General features: G+C 60.6%; 13 protein-coding genes and 1 pseudogene. 4 read left to right on the forward strand and 10 right to left on the reverse strand.

Annotation, left to right across the window (positions count from 1 at the left end):
• Positions 1-41: 41 nt before the first annotated feature.
• Positions 42-1,145 carry a LuxR C-terminal-related transcriptional regulator gene (locus tag MOV76_RS03540; RefSeq protein ID WP_047620678.1) on the forward strand — a complete coding sequence of 368 codons (1,104 nt, stop codon included), beginning with the start codon at positions 42-44 and terminating at the stop codon, positions 1,143-1,145.
• Positions 1,146-1,714: 569 nt separating this feature from the next.
• On the opposite strand, the gene MOV76_RS03545 is transcribed toward MOV76_RS03540, so the two are convergent.
• The 5 genes from MOV76_RS03545 to MOV76_RS03560 all read right to left on the reverse strand — a co-directional run bounded on the left by MOV76_RS03545 (position 1,715) and on the right by MOV76_RS03560 (position 3,601).
• Positions 1,715-1,975 carry a hypothetical protein gene (locus MOV76_RS03545; protein ID WP_018245877.1) on the reverse strand — a complete coding sequence of 87 codons (261 nt, stop codon included), beginning with the start codon at positions 1,973-1,975 and terminating at the stop codon, positions 1,715-1,717.
• Positions 1,976-2,107: 132 nt separating this feature from the next.
• Positions 2,108-2,338, reverse strand: coding sequence for a hypothetical protein (locus MOV76_RS40010; protein WP_026188714.1), 231 nt, complete (start codon positions 2,336-2,338; stop codon positions 2,108-2,110).
• Positions 2,339-2,462: 124 nt separating this feature from the next.
• Positions 2,463-2,711: a hypothetical protein gene (locus MOV76_RS03550; protein ID WP_047620680.1), complete on the reverse strand. Its 249-nt coding sequence runs from the start codon at positions 2,709-2,711 to the stop codon at positions 2,463-2,465.
• Positions 2,712-2,778: 67 nt separating this feature from the next.
• Complete coding sequence (locus tag MOV76_RS03555) at positions 2,779-3,186, reverse strand: hypothetical protein (RefSeq protein WP_047620870.1); 408 nt, start codon at positions 3,184-3,186, stop codon at positions 2,779-2,781.
• 124 nt (positions 3,187-3,310) lie between these two features.
• Positions 3,311-3,601, reverse strand: a complete 291-nt coding sequence (locus MOV76_RS03560) for a hypothetical protein (protein ID WP_026188716.1) — start codon at positions 3,599-3,601, stop codon at positions 3,311-3,313.
• A gap of 308 nt (positions 3,602-3,909) precedes the next feature.
• On the opposite strand from MOV76_RS03560, the gene MOV76_RS03565 reads away from it, so the two are divergent.
• The 3 genes from MOV76_RS03565 to MOV76_RS03575 all read left to right on the forward strand — a co-directional run bounded on the left by MOV76_RS03565 (position 3,910) and on the right by MOV76_RS03575 (position 6,171).
• On the forward strand, positions 3,910-4,086 hold the full coding sequence (locus tag MOV76_RS03565; RefSeq protein WP_247263837.1) for a DUF5086 family protein: 177 nt from the start codon (positions 3,910-3,912) through the stop codon (positions 4,084-4,086).
• A 147-nt stretch (positions 4,087-4,233) separates the two neighbouring features.
• A complete protein-coding gene (locus tag MOV76_RS03570) occupies positions 4,234-4,590 on the forward strand; it encodes a transmembrane protein (protein ID WP_047620683.1) in 357 nt (118 codons plus the stop codon).
• A 393-nt stretch (positions 4,591-4,983) separates the two neighbouring features.
• Entirely contained in the window at positions 4,984-6,171 is a 1,188-nt protein-coding gene (locus tag MOV76_RS03575; RefSeq protein WP_047620685.1) for a hypothetical protein, read from the forward strand.
• 91 nt (positions 6,172-6,262) lie between these two features.
• Here MOV76_RS03575 and MOV76_RS03580 read toward each other — a convergent pair whose 3' ends face one another.
• From MOV76_RS03580 to MOV76_RS03600, 5 genes and pseudogenes are all read right to left on the reverse strand, one after another.
• Positions 6,263-6,424 carry a hypothetical protein gene (locus MOV76_RS03580; protein WP_012755472.1) on the reverse strand — a complete coding sequence of 54 codons (162 nt, stop codon included), beginning with the start codon at positions 6,422-6,424 and terminating at the stop codon, positions 6,263-6,265.
• Between the two features lie 193 nt (positions 6,425-6,617).
• Positions 6,618-8,483 (reverse strand): 4-alpha-glucanotransferase, encoded by a 1,866-nt coding sequence (gene malQ, locus MOV76_RS03585; RefSeq protein WP_247263838.1) that lies wholly within the window; start codon positions 8,481-8,483, stop codon positions 6,618-6,620.
• A gap of 29 nt (positions 8,484-8,512) precedes the next feature.
• The gene (gene treZ, locus MOV76_RS03590) at positions 8,513-10,273 is read right to left on the reverse strand and encodes a malto-oligosyltrehalose trehalohydrolase (protein WP_247263844.1); all 1,761 of its coding nucleotides are present in this window, start codon (positions 10,271-10,273) and stop codon (positions 8,513-8,515) included.
• A gap of 152 nt (positions 10,274-10,425) precedes the next feature.
• Positions 10,426-12,100 (reverse strand): annotated as a pseudogene (locus MOV76_RS03595) (response regulator).
• A 10-nt stretch (positions 12,101-12,110) separates the two neighbouring features.
• The coding region (locus MOV76_RS03600) for a response regulator (protein WP_247263840.1) at positions 12,111-16,494 on the reverse strand (4,384 nt) is incomplete at its 5' end.

Consider the following 16,494-nt stretch of genomic DNA (forward strand, 5'->3'; position numbering starts at 1 on the left):
TTAATACCGGAAATACTCGCTGTGGGATTTTCAGAAAGATCATGCTCCAGTCAAAAGACGCTTCATCTGAGCTGATAGATTTGATCTATGGAAGTCTATTCGGTGAGTGCGATTGGCAGGATTTTCTGGATCGCGTGGCGCAAACTTCGCCGAATGGAAAGGCTGCCCTCCATTACCACGATCTGGCCTCGCCTGTGGCCCATGTTCCTTACGTGTCGGGGTTCTCGAGGACCGAGGTCGACCAGTTCAGCAGCCACTTTGCCGCAGTGAACCCCTGGATTCCGAGATTGAGCTTTGTGCCCGTCGGTCAGGGTGTCTGCGGAGACGAAATCTTTCCACGCGAGGACTTGCTCAAATCGGAATTCTACAATGATTGGCTGAAGGGGCAGGCCCAATGCGAGACGAGCATCGGTGTCTCCATCATTCGGGAGGAAACCCGCACCTTCGTCCTATCGACCTGCACGTCGTCAGCAGACCCCGATTTCAACAAAGAAGCAGCCGGGCGCTACACGCTACTCGCTCCGCATTTGAAAAGGGCTTTCGACTTCATCCGGAAGCGCGATCTTCTCGCCCCGGAAAGACAGACAACGCAAACCCTGTTTGATAGCATCGGCGTCGGACTGATCTACGTTTCGGAGCATGGGCGAGCACGCCAATGGAATAAGAGCGCAGAAGCCTTAATGGCGGCTGGCTTTCCTATGCATGTCGCCCCAAGCGGCAAGCTCGAACTTCAATGCGAGAAGTCGACTGCCGTTCTCGATTTCCTGACTTCCAGAAAGGGTGTGCAAACAAGGCCGCATACGGCGATCGCAAAGGGGAAGGACAAGGCTAGTTATCGCATCACACTCCTTCGGCTCCAGTCCGATGCATTCACTGAGTTCTTGGAGGGGCCGACCGTGGCCGTCATTGTCGAGCCGATGGTGGCCACGCCACTCAATGAGCGGCGAGACTTCTTAATGGAAGCCTACAAACTGACTGCGACGGAGATTCGGATCGCCTCAAGCATTGCCTCCGGCCATTCTCCAAAGGAGGTGGCCATAGCCGATCACATCAGCTACGAAACGGTCAGAACCCACCTCAGAAACATCTATTCCAAGCTCGGGGTAAACTCCCGGGTTGGTTTGGTCGCGCTGCTCATGCGCTGACGATAGACTTGCAATTCGTCTCCTACCGCCCGCATGGCTCATATTGCGAACGGGTTAATACGACCTAGCAAGTCTGGAACACGGCTAGTGTTACCGTGGGCCTATACCGCAAAGCTCGAACCCGCAGCCCAGTAGAACCACCTGGCTTCACTCGCCGTAGATGGCAATTCCAATGGTGGCAGTGGCGACGTAAACGCAGAATCCAACGGCTACCCCAGCAAAAACCCCAGCAGCCAAGCTCGTCCTCTTGGTGATAGCGATTGCGGCAGCAAGTGGTCCAAGCAGCAAACAGAGCGCTTGCACAACACCTAACGCTCCATAGTTCATATTGTGAACTGACTGCTGGACAACATAAATCCAGACGAATATGCCGCAGAAGACGATTAAGCCTGCACAGGCTCCCAAAATCCAGCCATGCCGTCTCCACACATTCCGTAATTCCCAAAGAGCGGGAGGCAGCGCAAACGCCCACGGTATAAGATCAGTTATTGTCCACATTTACGAAACTTCACAAGTTTCTAGTCTGTGAACTAACCGTTCGAAGACGTGGCCTGGGAACACCGTCTACACTAGTCATAGAGCTCGCCGTGACCAATCTGCTCCCTGGCAGGCGCATCGCTGATTGAGGGGTCGTCGGCCGGATCTGGCTCTCTCTTGTTGGCATCGCTCAGAAACTGCGCGGCCTTAAGGAGTGCCGCGGTTATCTCCTCGGTGCCCCATCCGGCTTCATTGGCGGCTGCAATCAGCCTTTCCAACGCGTCGCGCGCGGCTACGGTCGCCTCTTCGAAGCGCTTCGCGGGAGATTCGGTCTTCGGCGGTGGAAAGGTCATCGGCGTTCCCTCCATAGGTCCGGCTATTGTGGATGAACGCGGCCCAGTGGAAATGGATGCACGACCATGCTGATTTAACAAACCGATGCCCTGCCCCGCCATACCGGCAACGACTGACGACGTCTTTCCGCCTCAGATGACCGTCTTCAACAGAAACGGAGAGCGCTCCAACGGACGCTGGGCGAGGATTCTCAGCATCGCCGGGCCTTGTATGCCGGAAGTCGTACACGAGTGGCCATCGTGATAGACCACCGTCATGACGCGGCTCAGACTATCGTATCTGATCTCTGCGATCGTCCGGGTGTGAACCGGAAAGATGAATTCATGGGGTTGAGATTCCTCCCCCGAAGTGTTCAAGCTCATTGCGATGCCCCAACGAAAAAGCAATTTTGGCTCGACCCTGCCCTGGTCTGAGCCTAACTGCGCCAATCAAGCACATATTGCTGCGACGGTCGCGTGACATCAGCGTGACACGCAGAATCAGCCGTCAATGCAATGTCCTACGGATCTCGTGTGCGAGAGCGGTTTGCGACCAGCATTCAACCGTGCGCGCCAGCGATCGAACGGCCTCGTCCACATTGAAAACCACGTCCCCGAGCCGCTCGATCTCATAGTCGAGCTCATAGACCTCGACTTCGTCGAGGTCGTCACTCTGGAGCAGTCGCCTCATTGCTTCGACGAGGCGCTCAGTGCGCCCAACGACATCAAGAGCGCTGCGTATGATGATATCCAACATGAATGTCCCCTCGCTTCGATAACGAAGCGTCGGCCATAATCGTGACGCTGACAATCCTGAAATCTTGTCAGACGCGGCCTCGGATCGAGTCGTAGAGATCCCTCAACTCACGCAGTGCGGGTTGGGGCCGATGGCGCGGTAGTGCGGCGCGACGTCCGGCGAATGCGAGCGCGCCGGCGATCACCGCGACGAGGAGGAGCGTCGAGGCCGGGTAGAGCTTCACCGCCGCTTCCGTCTGACGCATTGCTCTCCCGGCACTTCCTTTTGCCGACCGGGCAGCATCGAGGACTTGTTCCTGAAGCGCGCCGATCTGCTTTCGCAGCACGCTCAGTTCTTCGCCCAGGTCATGATCAGGCTGCCGGGGAACGCCGACGGAGGCTGTGTTCGTATCGATGACGGCTTTCGGAACCGGCTCGCCGATCTTGGCTCCTCTGCTATCGAGGGTCGTCGTCTCAGTGCTCTTGCGGCGCGGCATGATCATTTCTCCTTCCTAGAGCATGACGCCGAAAAATGTCAGCGATTTTCGGGCGACATCATGCTCTAACTATTGAATTTAAAACAGGATTCAGACTAGCCAACCGGGCCTAAAGTCATCCTGTCTAGTCATCGTCGAGGGCGAAGACCGGCCGGTAGTGGCGCTCGGCGATCAGCAAGCTCCTGTCGGGCCGGATGATGTAGATCTCCTCGACCTGGCGTCCCCATTGATCTGTGAAATCATGCGGGAAGGAAGAACCCACGGGCGATTTCGTCAACTTCGTGCGAGGCTGGCCATTATACGTGATGCTGCCGGGAATGGGGGCCAGTCCCGCCGACGAATAACTGCCTGCGCTGGTCGTGCAGCCGGTCAGCACAACGGCAAAAACCAGCCCAAATCCTATGCTCCGCTTCATCGAGCCCTCCAGCTGCTTCGTCTTTCGCGCGGCACTCGTTTTCATCGTCAATGTAACAGGGGACGACAGACATTGTTCCAGAACATGCACATAAGTCCTGGAGCTATCCTTCTGGCTGTCGCAACCATTTTGGGCGCACCGGTCTTCGCGTGTGCCGGAGCGGTGGAACCACCAGATGTTTTCACCGTCATTCTCTCCGTCTCACCACGGACCGTTCGTTGGGCCACCGTCTAAAAGCATCCGGAGCCCGCCGATCACGATCCCTATTACCATGTCGAGCTGATCGTGGAGGAGCGAGGTTCTCCGCCATGCAATTCAAACGGCTTGTCGCACATGTTGTCGTAACGGCAGACGCTTTCGACAGGAGCCGCCTGAGACGAAAAGCCAGGACCTATTTTTACAAGGACATCGAATTCCGGATCGCCTACGGGCCTGGCGCGCGCAACCTGTCATGCGGCAGGAGGCCGGCGTTTGCCGCACGATAATTCTTGAATGCGTTGGCGCCGCTGGACAATATGCACCCATGAACGTCAGTGCATACTGAAAAGACGCGCGGCGCTGCAGGCGCGCGGATATGGTCACAGGAACGGGCCGCATCGACGCGGGAGTGTGAACAAAAGGGAAGTTCGGCCATGTTGGCAAGACCAGCAGGATATGTAGGGGCCACAATCGCTGCTCTGTGGGCGGCCCGCCAAGTCAGCCGACTTTATTCCCTCACTGAACCGTTTGGTCCTGAGTTCCTGAATGTTGCGAGAAATCTCGGCATTTTTATTCTGCCGGCGTTCGTTCTGCTCCTGGCGGGGCCTTTCAGGATGTGGTTCGACAGGTTTGCGCCACTCTATCCTTTGGTGCTCGGAGCCGGAGTCCTCAACATCTATGTTCAAGACGATGCGCTGGCTGCCGGTCTGCCGCTGATCGTGCTCGTCTACCCCTTCCTGGTCATCTTTTCGCTCGCCTATCTGTTGCGCGGGCGAGTGTCGCAGGCATAGGGACACTGGAAGGTGGCATTCAGCCGGACTGGCCGTTTCCGCGGGCGTTCGAAATGCGCACTAAATCCAGTCGAACACTTCCCGGTTTGGCATCCGATTCGAAGGGTTGCAAGAATCGAGGAAATACACTTTCTGTGTAGCGGATGAGTCGAAACGCTACCCCTGCTAGAGAAAATACTGCCGCCCGTCGCCGGCGGAAGGATGACTATATTTTTTCAGTCCGAGCGTTCCGACTGATCCTAACTGCACCACCCCCAAATTAGCTGACCAGATGAAAGCCGTGATATCCAGCGGCGCTCTTCGTGTCCCCCGCCTTTCCGATCTGAGAGTGGAAGGTGGCACATCTGGGAATTTCGAAATCCTCGCATCTATTTTCTACATAAGGACATCTCCATGAAGCATATGCGTAATCTCCACCTGATGATGGCAAGCACCGCGTTCCTGACGTTGGCCGGCCCGGCGCTTGCCCTTGATGGCACCGACATGATGAAGAAGCTCAATGCCGCAACCAGTGCCGGCGGTACGGTCATCACCTTCGAGAAGGCGGACGCCGATGGCGACACGGTAACGGCGACCGGTGTCCAGGTAGGATCTTCGAGCCTGCCCGGCGACACTTTAAAGATCGGCGATCTCACCTTCGAGGGTGTTGAGGAAATCGAAGGCGGTGGCTATCACGCCAAGACCGTCTCCTTCCCGGATATCGATATCAGCCAGGAGGAAGGACGTTTTTCCGCAAAGGAGATCCAGATCACCGGCCTCACGATCCCCGCCAATGCGACGGGCGATACGCTGAACGACATCCTCCTCTATGAAACGGTCAGCACCGGACCGATCGCTCTCAACATCAAGGGCAAGGACGTGCTTGCGATCGAGAGCATCGAGTCGAACCTGGGACGCCAGGATGGCGGCTTTTCCTATGACGCCAATGTCGCCGGTCTCAAGGCCGACCTGTCGCAGGTCGAGGATGCGAATGCGAAGGAAGCCATCGAGAAACTGGGCCTGACGACGCTCGACGGCACGGTGACGATGAAGGGCATCTGGGAAATCGAAAGCGGCAAGGTCGCTGTCGACGAATATGCTTTCGACTTCAAGAATATCGGCCGGCTGAATTTCGCCGTCGACTTCTCCGGTTACACGCTGGGCTTCATCAAGTCGCTGCAGCAGGCGGTGAAGACCGCCGAGGCCAATCCGAACAAGGAAGAGGCCAACCAGGCCGTAGGCCTCGCGATGCTGGGGCTGATGCAGCAGCTGACGATCAACAGCGCCTCGATCCGCTTCGACGATGCCTCGATCACCAAGAAGGCACTCGATTATGCCGGCTCGCAGCAGGGCGTCACGGGCGACCAGCTGGCGCAATCGCTGAAAGGTCTCGTGCCGATGATGATGGCGCAGCTCAACATGCCCGAGCTGCAAAACCAGGTGTCGGCTGCCGTCAACACCTATCTCGACGGACCGAAAAGCCTGACAATCAGCGCCGCACCGGAAAAGCCGGTTCCCGTTCCGATGATCATCGGCGCGGCGATGGGTGCACCGAATACCATTCCTTCGGTGCTCGGCGTCAAGGTCACGGCGAACGACTAACGAATAGCAGAGACGCTTCAAGCGCCGGCTGCCGGAGGCGGGTTTTGCCGACCTGCCTCTGGATCCCCTGGGAAAGCCGAGCAACGTCCAACTAAAACTCGTCGCTGCGACGCTTCACGGCGTGCTTCAACGCCACCATATGCCTTCGCCGCTCCAGCATATAATCGGCATATCCGACGCAGATGAACAGCAATGTCGGACCGGCGTAGATGATGATGAGAGCCAATGCGATAAGAATGAATGCGCTCGTCATGGTCTTGTTTTCCATCAATATTGGTCGCCGTAACTGAAGCGGCGAAAGCGGACAGGTCCTCATCTCGGCAATGCCTGTCCCTATTCCTTCAAAATTCGCCGGCTTCCTATTCGTTCCCTCCTCGATCGATTTCCACATGCGCGACGAGCCCGATCGAACGACAATGACGGAGCTGACGGCCGCCCGACATCGGTCACTCCCGCGGCCTTTCCTCCCGCATTGCCGCCGTCACGCTCTTCAGCAGCGGGCTCGACATCAGATCCGCGAGCAAAACCGATAGCTTCGGCTTCCAGTTCGGATAGCTGTCGCTGGTGCCTGGCACATTGGTTGGCCTTTTTTCGTCGGTGAGATCGGCGAGACGGACCGCGGCGAGAAGCGAGGGCGTTCTGGCGATGAAGCGGTAGGCGCCGACCGTCAATTCCCTCAGCGTCTGCTCGCTTGCCCGCGCTTGGGAAAGCCTGGCCGGCAGGTCGAGGCCGGCAGCCTTCAGCGCCGCTTTCAGGTTCCTCCGCTCGCGCTTGCGGTCTTCGAGATGTGCCTCGGTGAGATCGGGCGGCACGATGCCGTGCTCGCACCGGGCCTGAATGTCGGCGCCGCGCCACCAGCCGGCAAGGGTCTGGTGGTCGTGCGTCGAAATGCAGGCCAAAGCCAGGACGGGATAGACGTCCGCCGGCTTGAAGCCCCTCTCGTCCTGTTCATAGGAAAGGATGCGGTAGGAGAGAATGTGGGCCGCGGCCAGATCGTCCTGCAATCCCTTGGGGATCAGTCCCAGGTCTTCTCCGATGACGAGGCACCGATGCTCGGCGGATACGTCGGCGAGGATCTGCAGCAACCGATCCTGGGGATAGCGGACATAGGCGCCGCCGTCCGGCCTGCTGCCCAATGGCACCAGGAAGAGGCGGCGAAGCGCTGCGGCGTGGTCGATGCGGATGGCGTCGGCATATCGCATGGCAGCACTTAGCATGCGCCGGAAAGGCGACATATCTCCTGCGGCGATCGCGGAAGGCAGGTATCCGGCAAGGTGCCAGTCCTGCCCATCTATGGCGAAGGGATCAGGAGGGCTGCCGATCGTGGCCTTGGAGACATAGATATCCGGCTCACTCCATGTCGCCGAGCCATCGACGGCCTCCCCGACGGCGAGATCGAGATAGAGCCCGATCCGTAGGCCGGCCTTCCCAGCCCGGTCCGCCGCCTGCATCAGCTGGCGGTGGGCGAGCCACTGCAGCCACATATGGAAGCGGACATCCTCCGCGTGTCCGCGCTCGAATTCGGCGACAGCGGCGCTGTCGAAGCGCTGGAAATCGGCCGGCCACCGTTGCCAGCCGGCGCCTGCCCCGCGCTCGACCATGGAAAGAGAGAGGCATTCGAAAAGCGCGTGCAGCCGCAGGCTGTTACCACCTTGCGCGATAAAAGCGTCGAAATCGGCCGGATCATAGGCCTCGTCAATCACCCTGCACTGTCGCCAGGCCAGCCAGAGATCGCGCAGGACTCTAAGCTTGATTTGTGCGACGCCGGCGTAATCGACGAGATCGGTTTGGCGAAGGCTTGCCAATTGCCGTTCGAGTTCCGGACTACAGGCAAAACCCGGCAACCGGTCGACCGCGATATAGAGCGGGTTGAGATGCTGGCGGCTCGAGGGCTCATAGGGGCTGCAACGCTCGGGATCGGCGAGAAACGGCGCGTGGAGCGGGGTGAGGCCGATGAAATCGGCGCCCAGCGATCCCAGGAGATCCGCCATATCGGCCAGATCTTCGAAGTCTCCTATGCCCCAGTTGCGTCCCGAACGGAGTTCGTAAAGCTGCAGGCTCACACCCCAGACCCGCGTGCTGGAAAGGAACTCCGGCAGAAATGACCTGGCGATCTTCTTAGCCGCCGGCTTAGGCTCCCGCCGCATCGCGCCGGTCTCGTGATCGGCCGCTCCCGGCAAGTCGATCTTCAATGCCGAGAGGATCTTGCGCTTGGTCTCGCCTGATATCGCCACCTCCCGATTGTCGGGACTGGGCCTAGTCGGGCTGATGCCGTGCCGGCGGGCGAGCTTGTCGAGCTCAGCAGATTTCATCGTCCGATCGCCTTCCTGTCAGCACGCCGTCACGCCTCGCCGATGCTCCAGATCACTGTCCAGGGCGCGAGATTGCCGCCATCGCTACCGCCGAGACGGAAGATCGTCTCGCCGTCGTCCTGCTGCGAGGCGAGCGTCGCCGCCTCGGTACCGAGGTTTGCGCGCAGATGCAGACGCCGGTTTTGCGCCAGGGTCCAATCCACCGCGAGTGCGCTTCCCGCCGAGCGATAGACCGCGTTTCCGGCGCCAGCGCCTTTGAGCAATGGCACGATCCTCCGGTGTCGGAGGTCGAGAAGCGTCCTGTAAAAATCGAAGACATCGGAGGAGGCGAGTTTCGACCAGTCCAACTTGGCAGCCGCGAAGGTCGATGGCGCCGTCGGGTCGAGAAGGTCGTCGGCGTCGAAGCCCGGCAGACGGGAGAGCTCCTCACGACGGCCTTTCCTGACCTTCTCGTTCAGGTCCTCGTCGAAATCGCAGAAGAAGGGGAAAGGTTCTCTGGCGCCCCATTCCTCGCCCATGAACAGCATCGGGATCTCGGGCGCCAGCAGGTAGATCGCAGCGACAGCCTTGACGACATCAGCCGGGCTCGAAGCCAGAACCCGGTCCCCCAGCGCCCTATTGCCGATCTGGTCATGGTTCTGGATGAAGGAGATAAAAGCGGTGGGCGGCAGATGGCCGCTCGGCCTGCCGCGGCTTCCGCCGCGGTAGGGCATATGTTCTCCCTGAAACACGAAACCTTCCGCCAGCGCCCGGCCGAGCTTACCGGCGTCACCGACGTAATCGGCATAGTAGCCGAAGGTTTCGCCCGTAGCAGTGATATGCAGCACATGGTGCACGTCATCGTTCCATTGGGCGGTGAACAACCTCACTTCTCCGTTTTCGTCACGCTTCAGCAGATCGCTGTCGTTTTCCTCGTTTTCGACGATCAGATGGACAAGTCGGTCGCCGGCGGCGGCCTTGACGCGGCGGGCGAGCGCGTGAAGCAGATGCTCGGCGCTGTTGTCCTTGATGGCGTGGACGGCATCGAAGCGGAAACCGTCGAGCCTGAACTCGGTGATCCAATAGATGGCGTTCTGGATGATGAATTCGCGGATCATCTCCGATCCGTCGCCGTCGTAGTTGATGCCGTTGCCCCAGGGCGTCTTGTGGTGCTCGGTAAAGAGCGGCGCATAGGCGGGGATAAAATTGCCGTCAGGTCCGAAGTGATTGTAGACCACGTCCAAGAAAACCGAGATGCCGCGCAGGTGTGCTGCGTCAACCAGCGCCATGAAATCTTCCGGCCGGCCGTAGCTGCTGTCCGGAGCATAGGGAAGCACACCGTCATAGCCCCAGCTGTAACGGCCGGGAAATTCACTAAGCGGCATGATCTGTAGCGCCGTAACGCCCAGCGCATGCAGATGGTCGAGCCGCTCGATCGCGGCCTTGAAAGTACCCTCCGGCGTGAAGCAGCCGATATGCATCTCGTAGATGACCATCTCTTCCCATGGCCGACCCGTCCAGTCGCTCGTCGTCCAGCGATAGGTGGAAAGGTCGACCACTTCGCTCGGCCCGCGCACATCCTGTGGCTGGAACCGCGAGGCGGGATCGGGAACTTCGGAACCGTCCGGCAGGACAAAGCGATAAAGCGTACCGGTATGGGCTTGCGCGACCGTGCAGCGGTGCCAGCCGTCCTCAGTCGCCTGCATCGGCCACGGATCAGCGCCTTCGATCTTCAACGACACGCTTTCATGCAGGGGAGCCCAGAGGCGGAATAGAATGCCCCCTTCGGTGAATGCCGGTCCGAATGTCATTTTGGTCAAGAGAAAGCCTTCGATGAAATTGGGATGGGATTTGGGTAACTTTTGCGGGAGGAAAAAGTTTCGTCCGCAAGCGGACGCGCGAAAGCGGTCGCTGTCACCAGCATGGCCGCGCCGGTCGCCTCGGCATGTTTACGCTTTGATCGTCAGGCCGCCGCGATTTTACCCGAGCGCTTGGTCCATCGCCGCCTGAAGCTGTTCCTGTGTGAATGGCTTCTTCATCCGCAGCATCCGGCCGAGGCCATGGTCTTCGGAAAACTCGGCATAGCCCGAGGCAAGGATGATGGGCAGGCCTGGAAAGGAGGAGCGAAGGTGACGCGCAAGCTCGGCGCCCGTCATCCCCGGCATGGCATGATCGGTGATGACGAGATCACAACCCTGTCCGTCAGCAAAGAATTCCAAAGCCTGGGAAGCGGAAGACGCCTCTTGTGGCAGATGCCCGAGATCCTCCAGCATTGCCACGGTTCCCGTCCTGACAAGGGCGTCGTCGTCGACGACGAGAATGGCGAGCGGCCGCGACGCCGGTTTCAAAGGCTCCGTCGCAGGAGGCTCGACGACCGGCTGCACCTTGACGAATGTCTCGGCGACGGGGAGCCACAGGGAAACGGTCGTGCCCTTGCCCCTGACGCTCGATATCTGGATCGAGCCGCCGGATTGCGCTGCCAGGCCATGCACCATCGACAGGCCGAGACCGGTGCCCTTGCCGACCCCCTTGGTGGTGAAAAACGGTTCGGCGGCACGCGAGACCGTTGCCTCGTCCATCCCCTCGCCATCGTCCGACACCGATATCCTGATGTAATTTCCGCCTGCCAGGCTGGCCGGCCGGGCTTCTTCGGCTGCCGCCGCGGCCACCGTCACGGCTCCGCCGCTTTCGAGCGCATCCCGCGCGTTGACAAACAAGTTGAGCAGCGCCAGTTCCAACTGGTTGCTGTCGACCAGAAGAGGGGCGAGATCCGCCGGGATGCTCTTGTGGATTTCGATGCGCGGCCCCACCGCCTTGGCGAGAAGATCCTCGACGTTTTCGAACAGCCGGAGGAAGTCGACCGCCTGTGGCTTGAGCTCCTGGCGGCGTGCGAAGGCAAGCAGGCGCTGAGTCAGCGCGGTGCCGCGCTCGGCCGCTTGAATCGCGTTCGTCACTAGGCGTTCGCTGCGTTCATCGGCCGGAAGCCGTTTCTTCAGGAGATTCAGGCTGCCGAGAACTGCCATCAGGAGGTTATTGAAGTCGTGGGCTACGCCACCCGTCAGGTGGCCGATCGTGTCGAGCTTCTGCGCCTCGAACAGCTGTGCGAGCGCCTCTTCGCGCTCGCGTGTCCGTTGATCGATCCGATGCTCAAGTTCCTCGTTTAGCTCACGCAACTGCGCTGCCGAGGCCTCGAGTTCGGCGGTGCGCTGGTGAACGCGGGCCTCCAGCTCGGCGTTCAGGCGTTCGAGTTCCCTCGTCTTCCTGTAGAGATCGGCAAAGACCCGCACCTTGGCTCTCAGCACTTCGGGGACGATCGGGACGGAGACATAGTCGACCGCGCCCACCGCATAGCCGCGCAGCCGGTCGGGTTCCGCCAGCATGACGGCTGAAACGAAGATGATCGGCGTGTTCTGATAGCGCGGATGCTGCCGGATCATACTGACCAGCTCGAACCCATCCTGTTCGGGCATGCAGACATCGACAAGGATCACTGCGATTTCGGTGCGCAACAGGTGCTCGAAGGCCTCGCGAGCGGATTGCGCCTTGATGAGGTTTTCTTGGAGCTCGTCGAGAATGACCTCGTAACTCAGGAGCTTTGCCGGTTGGTCGTCGACGAGGAGGATGTTGACGGGGTTCATGGCGAGATCCTCAGCGATGCAGCCACATGCGAAGAGCCGACAACAGCTGTTCGGTATTGACCGGCTTCGCCAGGTAGTCGGACGCGCCCGCTTCCAGGCATTTCTCGCGGTCGCCCTTCATCGCCTTGGCCGTCAGCGCCAGGATCGGCAGCCGTCGGAACCGGGGTTCCGAACGGATGACCTGCATCGTCTCGTAGCCGTCCATTCCGGGCATCATGATGTCCATCAGCACGATCGCCACAGAGGGTTCGTTGTTGATGACGTCGATGGCTTCGCTGCCGGTCGTCGCAGTCAGGACCTTCATTCCCCGGCGTTCGAGGACGCTGCTCAGCGCGAAGATGTTGCGGGCGTCGTCGTCGACGAGCAGCACAGTCTCGCCGACCAGATCCTCGTCCGAGCTGTGCAGGTCCTGCAGCGTCGCCTGCTTCGCGGCCGGCAGGTCGGCGACGACCCGGTGCAGAAACAAGGCTGTCTCATCCAGCAGACGCTCGGGCGACTCGACCCCTTTCACCACGACGCTCCGGGCCATGCTGTGCAGCGTCGCGTCTTCCTCAGCGGAAAGCTCCCGGCCGGTGAACACGACCACCGGCACCTCGCCGATCTCGGCGTCGTCGCGTATTTGCTCCAGCACCTCGAAGCCGGACATATCGGGCAAGGAAAGGTCGAGCACCACGCAGTCGGCGGCATTCTGCCGAAGAGCGGCGAGAGCCTCCGATCCCGAGCCGACGCTGGTGATATCGATGTCGTCGTGTCCGAGAAGGGCGGTGACGCTCAGACGCTCGGCCTCGTTGTCTTCGACGAGCAGCAGATGCTTGCGACGCGGCTGCGCATAGGCCTTCAATCGCGACAGCGCCTTGCCGAGGCCTTCCGGCGTCGTCGGCTTGCTCATGAAAGCGAAGGCGCCGCGGGTCAGCCCATGCTGGCGATCCTCGTCGAGGCTGATGATCTGGACCGGAATATGCCGCGTCTGCGGATTCTGCTTGAGCTGGCTCAGCACCGTCCAGCCGAGCATGTCGGGCAGGAAGATGTCGAGCGAGATCGCCGCCGGCCTGTAGTCCTGCGCGAGTGCGAGCGCATCGCTGCCGCGCATCGCCACCAGAACCTTGAATCCGTTGTCGCGGGCGAGATCCACCAGGACGCGGGCGTAATGCGCGTCGTCCTCGACGACGAGCAGCACCGAGTCGCCGGCCGCTATCTGGTGGCGATCATCTTCGACATGTTCGGTCGGCTTGTCGGCGCGGCGGTTTGCTGCCGCTTCGGCAAATTCCACGACATTTGCCGGCGGAACCGACTTCGGCGCAACCGCGCCGGCGCCCACGTAGGTGAGCGGCAGGTAGAGAACGAAGGTGCTGCCGACACCGGGGGTGCTGCGCAGCTGGATCTCGCCGCCCAAGAGGTTTGCCAGTTCGCGGCTGATCGCCAAGCCGAGGCCGGTGCCGCCGTATTTGCGGCTTGTCGAGGCATCCGCCTGTTGGAAGGCCTCGAAAATGATGCGTTGTTTTTCAGGCGGTATGCCGATGCCGGTGTCGACGACTTCGAAGGCGATGACAGAAGGCGCATGCTTCAACGAGGGGTGATCGGACGACCAGCCGCTCGTTGCCGAAGCGACACGAAGCGTCACGCCGCCCTGCGCTGTGAACTTGAAGGCATTCGACAACAGGTTCTTTAGGATCTGCTGCAGTCGCTTCGAATCCGTGATGAGGCTCTTCGCGACATCGGCGCCGACGTCGACCGAGAACGACAGGTTCCGATTTTCGGCCTCGTGCCGGAATGGCCGCGCCATCATCTCGAGCAGGTTGCTGACAAAAATCTCCTCGGCATCGACCGAGACCGTTCCGGACTCGATCTTCGACAGGTCGAGGATGTCGCTGATGAGGTTCAACAGATCGGTTCCCGCGCCGTGGATCGTCTTTGCAAACTCGACCTGTTTGCCCGACAGGTTGCCATCCGGATTTTCTCCCAGCTGCTGGCCGAGAATGAGGATCGAGTTCAGAGGCGTGCGCAGCTCGTGCGACATGTTGGCGAGGAATTCGGATTTGTACTTCGATGTCAGCGCGAGCTCGGTTGCCTTTTCCTCCAGCGCGCGCCGGGCCTGCTCGATCTCCTGGTTCTTCGCCTCGACTTCGACGTTGCGTTCCTCCAGCTGCTGCGCCTTCTGGCCGAGTTGCTCGTTGGTCTGCTGCAGTTCGCGCTGCTGCGTCTGCAGCTCGGCGGCAAGCTGCTGGGACTGCTTGAGCAGGCCTTCGGTCTGCATGGTCGCTTCGATCGAGTTGAGGACGATGCCGATCGATGTCGTCAGCTGGTCGAGGAACGACAGCTGCAACTCGGTGAATTCGCCGGCGGAGGCCAGCTCGATCACTGCTTTCACCTGCCCCTCGAAATGCACCGGCAGCACGATGGCGCTTCTCGGCAGGGTCGTGAACACGCCGGAGCTTATTGGAACGACATTGTCGGGAAGGTCGGTGACCAGGATGCGGCGAGCGTCGCTGGCGCACTGGCCGACAAGTCCCTGGCCGAACTCGAGACGTGCCGGGTGCGCGGCCTCGCCCCCTTTCGCGTAGACGGAGAGCAGCGACAAGATCGGCTGCCGCTCGTCGGCATCCACCTGGTAGATAACCCCTTGATGGGCACCGACCAGAGGCGCGAGCTCCGACAGCAGCATCTTGCCGACCAGCGTCAGGTCGCGCTGCCCCTGCAGCATGTTGGTGAAGCGCGCCAGATTGGTCTTCAGCCAGTCCTGCTCGGTGTTGCGCTCGGTGGTGAGCCTGAGGTTGTCGATCATCGTGTTGATGTTATCCTTGAGCTCAGCCACTTCGCCGCGCGCGTCGACCTTGATCGAGCGCGTCAGGTCACCCTTGGTGACGGCGGTCGCCACCTCGGCTATGGCGCGCACCTGCGTCGTCAGGTTGGCTGCCAGCAGGTTGACGTTGCCGGTCAAGTCCTTCCAGGTTCCCGCGGTGCCCGGAACATTCGCCTGACCGCCGAGGCGGCCTTCCACGCCCACCTCGCGCGCCACCGTGGTCACCTGATCGGCAAAGGTCGCAAGCGTGTTGGTCATATTGTTGATGGTTTCGGCAAGGGCGGCCACCTCGCCCTTGGATGCGACGGTGAGATTTTGCTCGAGGTCGCCGTTCGCCACCGCCGTCACCACCTTGACGATGCCGCGGACCTGCTCGGTCAGGTTGGCGGCCATGACGTTGACGGTGTCGGTCAAGTCTTTCCAGGTGCCGGCGACGCCCGGCACCTGCGCCTGGCCGCCGAGCTTGCCTTCGGTGCCGACTTCGCGGGCCACACGCGTCACTTCGCCGGCGAAGGCGTTGAGCTGGTCCACCATCGTATTGATGGTGTTCTTCAGTTCGAGGATTTCCCCCTTCACGTCGACGGTGATCTTGCGCGACAGGTCGCCACGCGCCACGGCTGTCGTGACTTCGGCGATGTTTCGAACCTGGGTCGTCAGATTGGCGGCGAGCAGGTTGACGTTATCGGTCAGATCCTTCCAGGTGCCGGCGACGCCAGGAACGACAGCCTGGCCGCCGAGCCTGCCATCGGTGCCGACTTCGCGGGCGACACGCGTCACTTCGCCGGCAAAGGAGCGAAGCTGATCGACCATGGTATTCAAAGTATCCTTCAGGAGCAGGATTTCGCCGCGCACGTCGACGGTGATCTTGCGCGACAGGTCGCCATTGGCGATTGCGGTCGCGACCTCGGCGATATTGCGCACCTGCGCCGTCAGGTTGCCCGCCATGGAGTTGACGCTGTCGGTTAGGTCCTTCCAGGTGCCTGCGACGCCTGAGACCTGCGCCTGGCCGCCAAGCTTGCCTTCGGTGCCGACTTCACGGGCGACGCGCGTCACTTCGCCGGCGAAGGCGTTGAGCTGGTCCACCATTGTATTGATGGTGTTCTTCAGTTCGAGGATTTCCCCCTTCACGTCGACGGTGATCTTGCGCGACAGGTCGCCGCGCGCCACGGCCGTCGTGACTTCGGCGATGTTTCGAACCTGGCCGGTAAGGTTGGAGGCCATGGAGTTGACGTTTTCGGTGAGGTCTTTCCAGGTACCCGCGACACCCGGCACCTGCGCCTGGCCACCGAGCTTGCCCTCGGTGCCGACTTCACGGGCAACGCGCGTGACTTCGGAAGCAAAGCGGTTCAGCTGATCGACCATGGTGTTCAGCGTTTCCTTGAGCTCGAGGATTTCACCCGAGACTGACACCGTGATCTTCTTCGACAAGTCGCCATTGGCAATCGCGGTCGAGACTTCGGCGATGTTGCGCACCTGCGCCGTTAGGTTGCCCGCCATGGAATTGACGCTGTCCGTCAGATCCTTCCAGGTGCCCGCGACGCCGAGCACGTTCGCCTGGCCGCCGAGCCGGCCTTCGGGGCCGACCTCGCGCGCC

It is taken from the genome of Rhizobium sp. PRIMUS64 (assembly GCF_023006465.1).
Lineage (GTDB): Bacteria > Pseudomonadota > Alphaproteobacteria > Rhizobiales > Rhizobiaceae > Rhizobium > Rhizobium leguminosarum.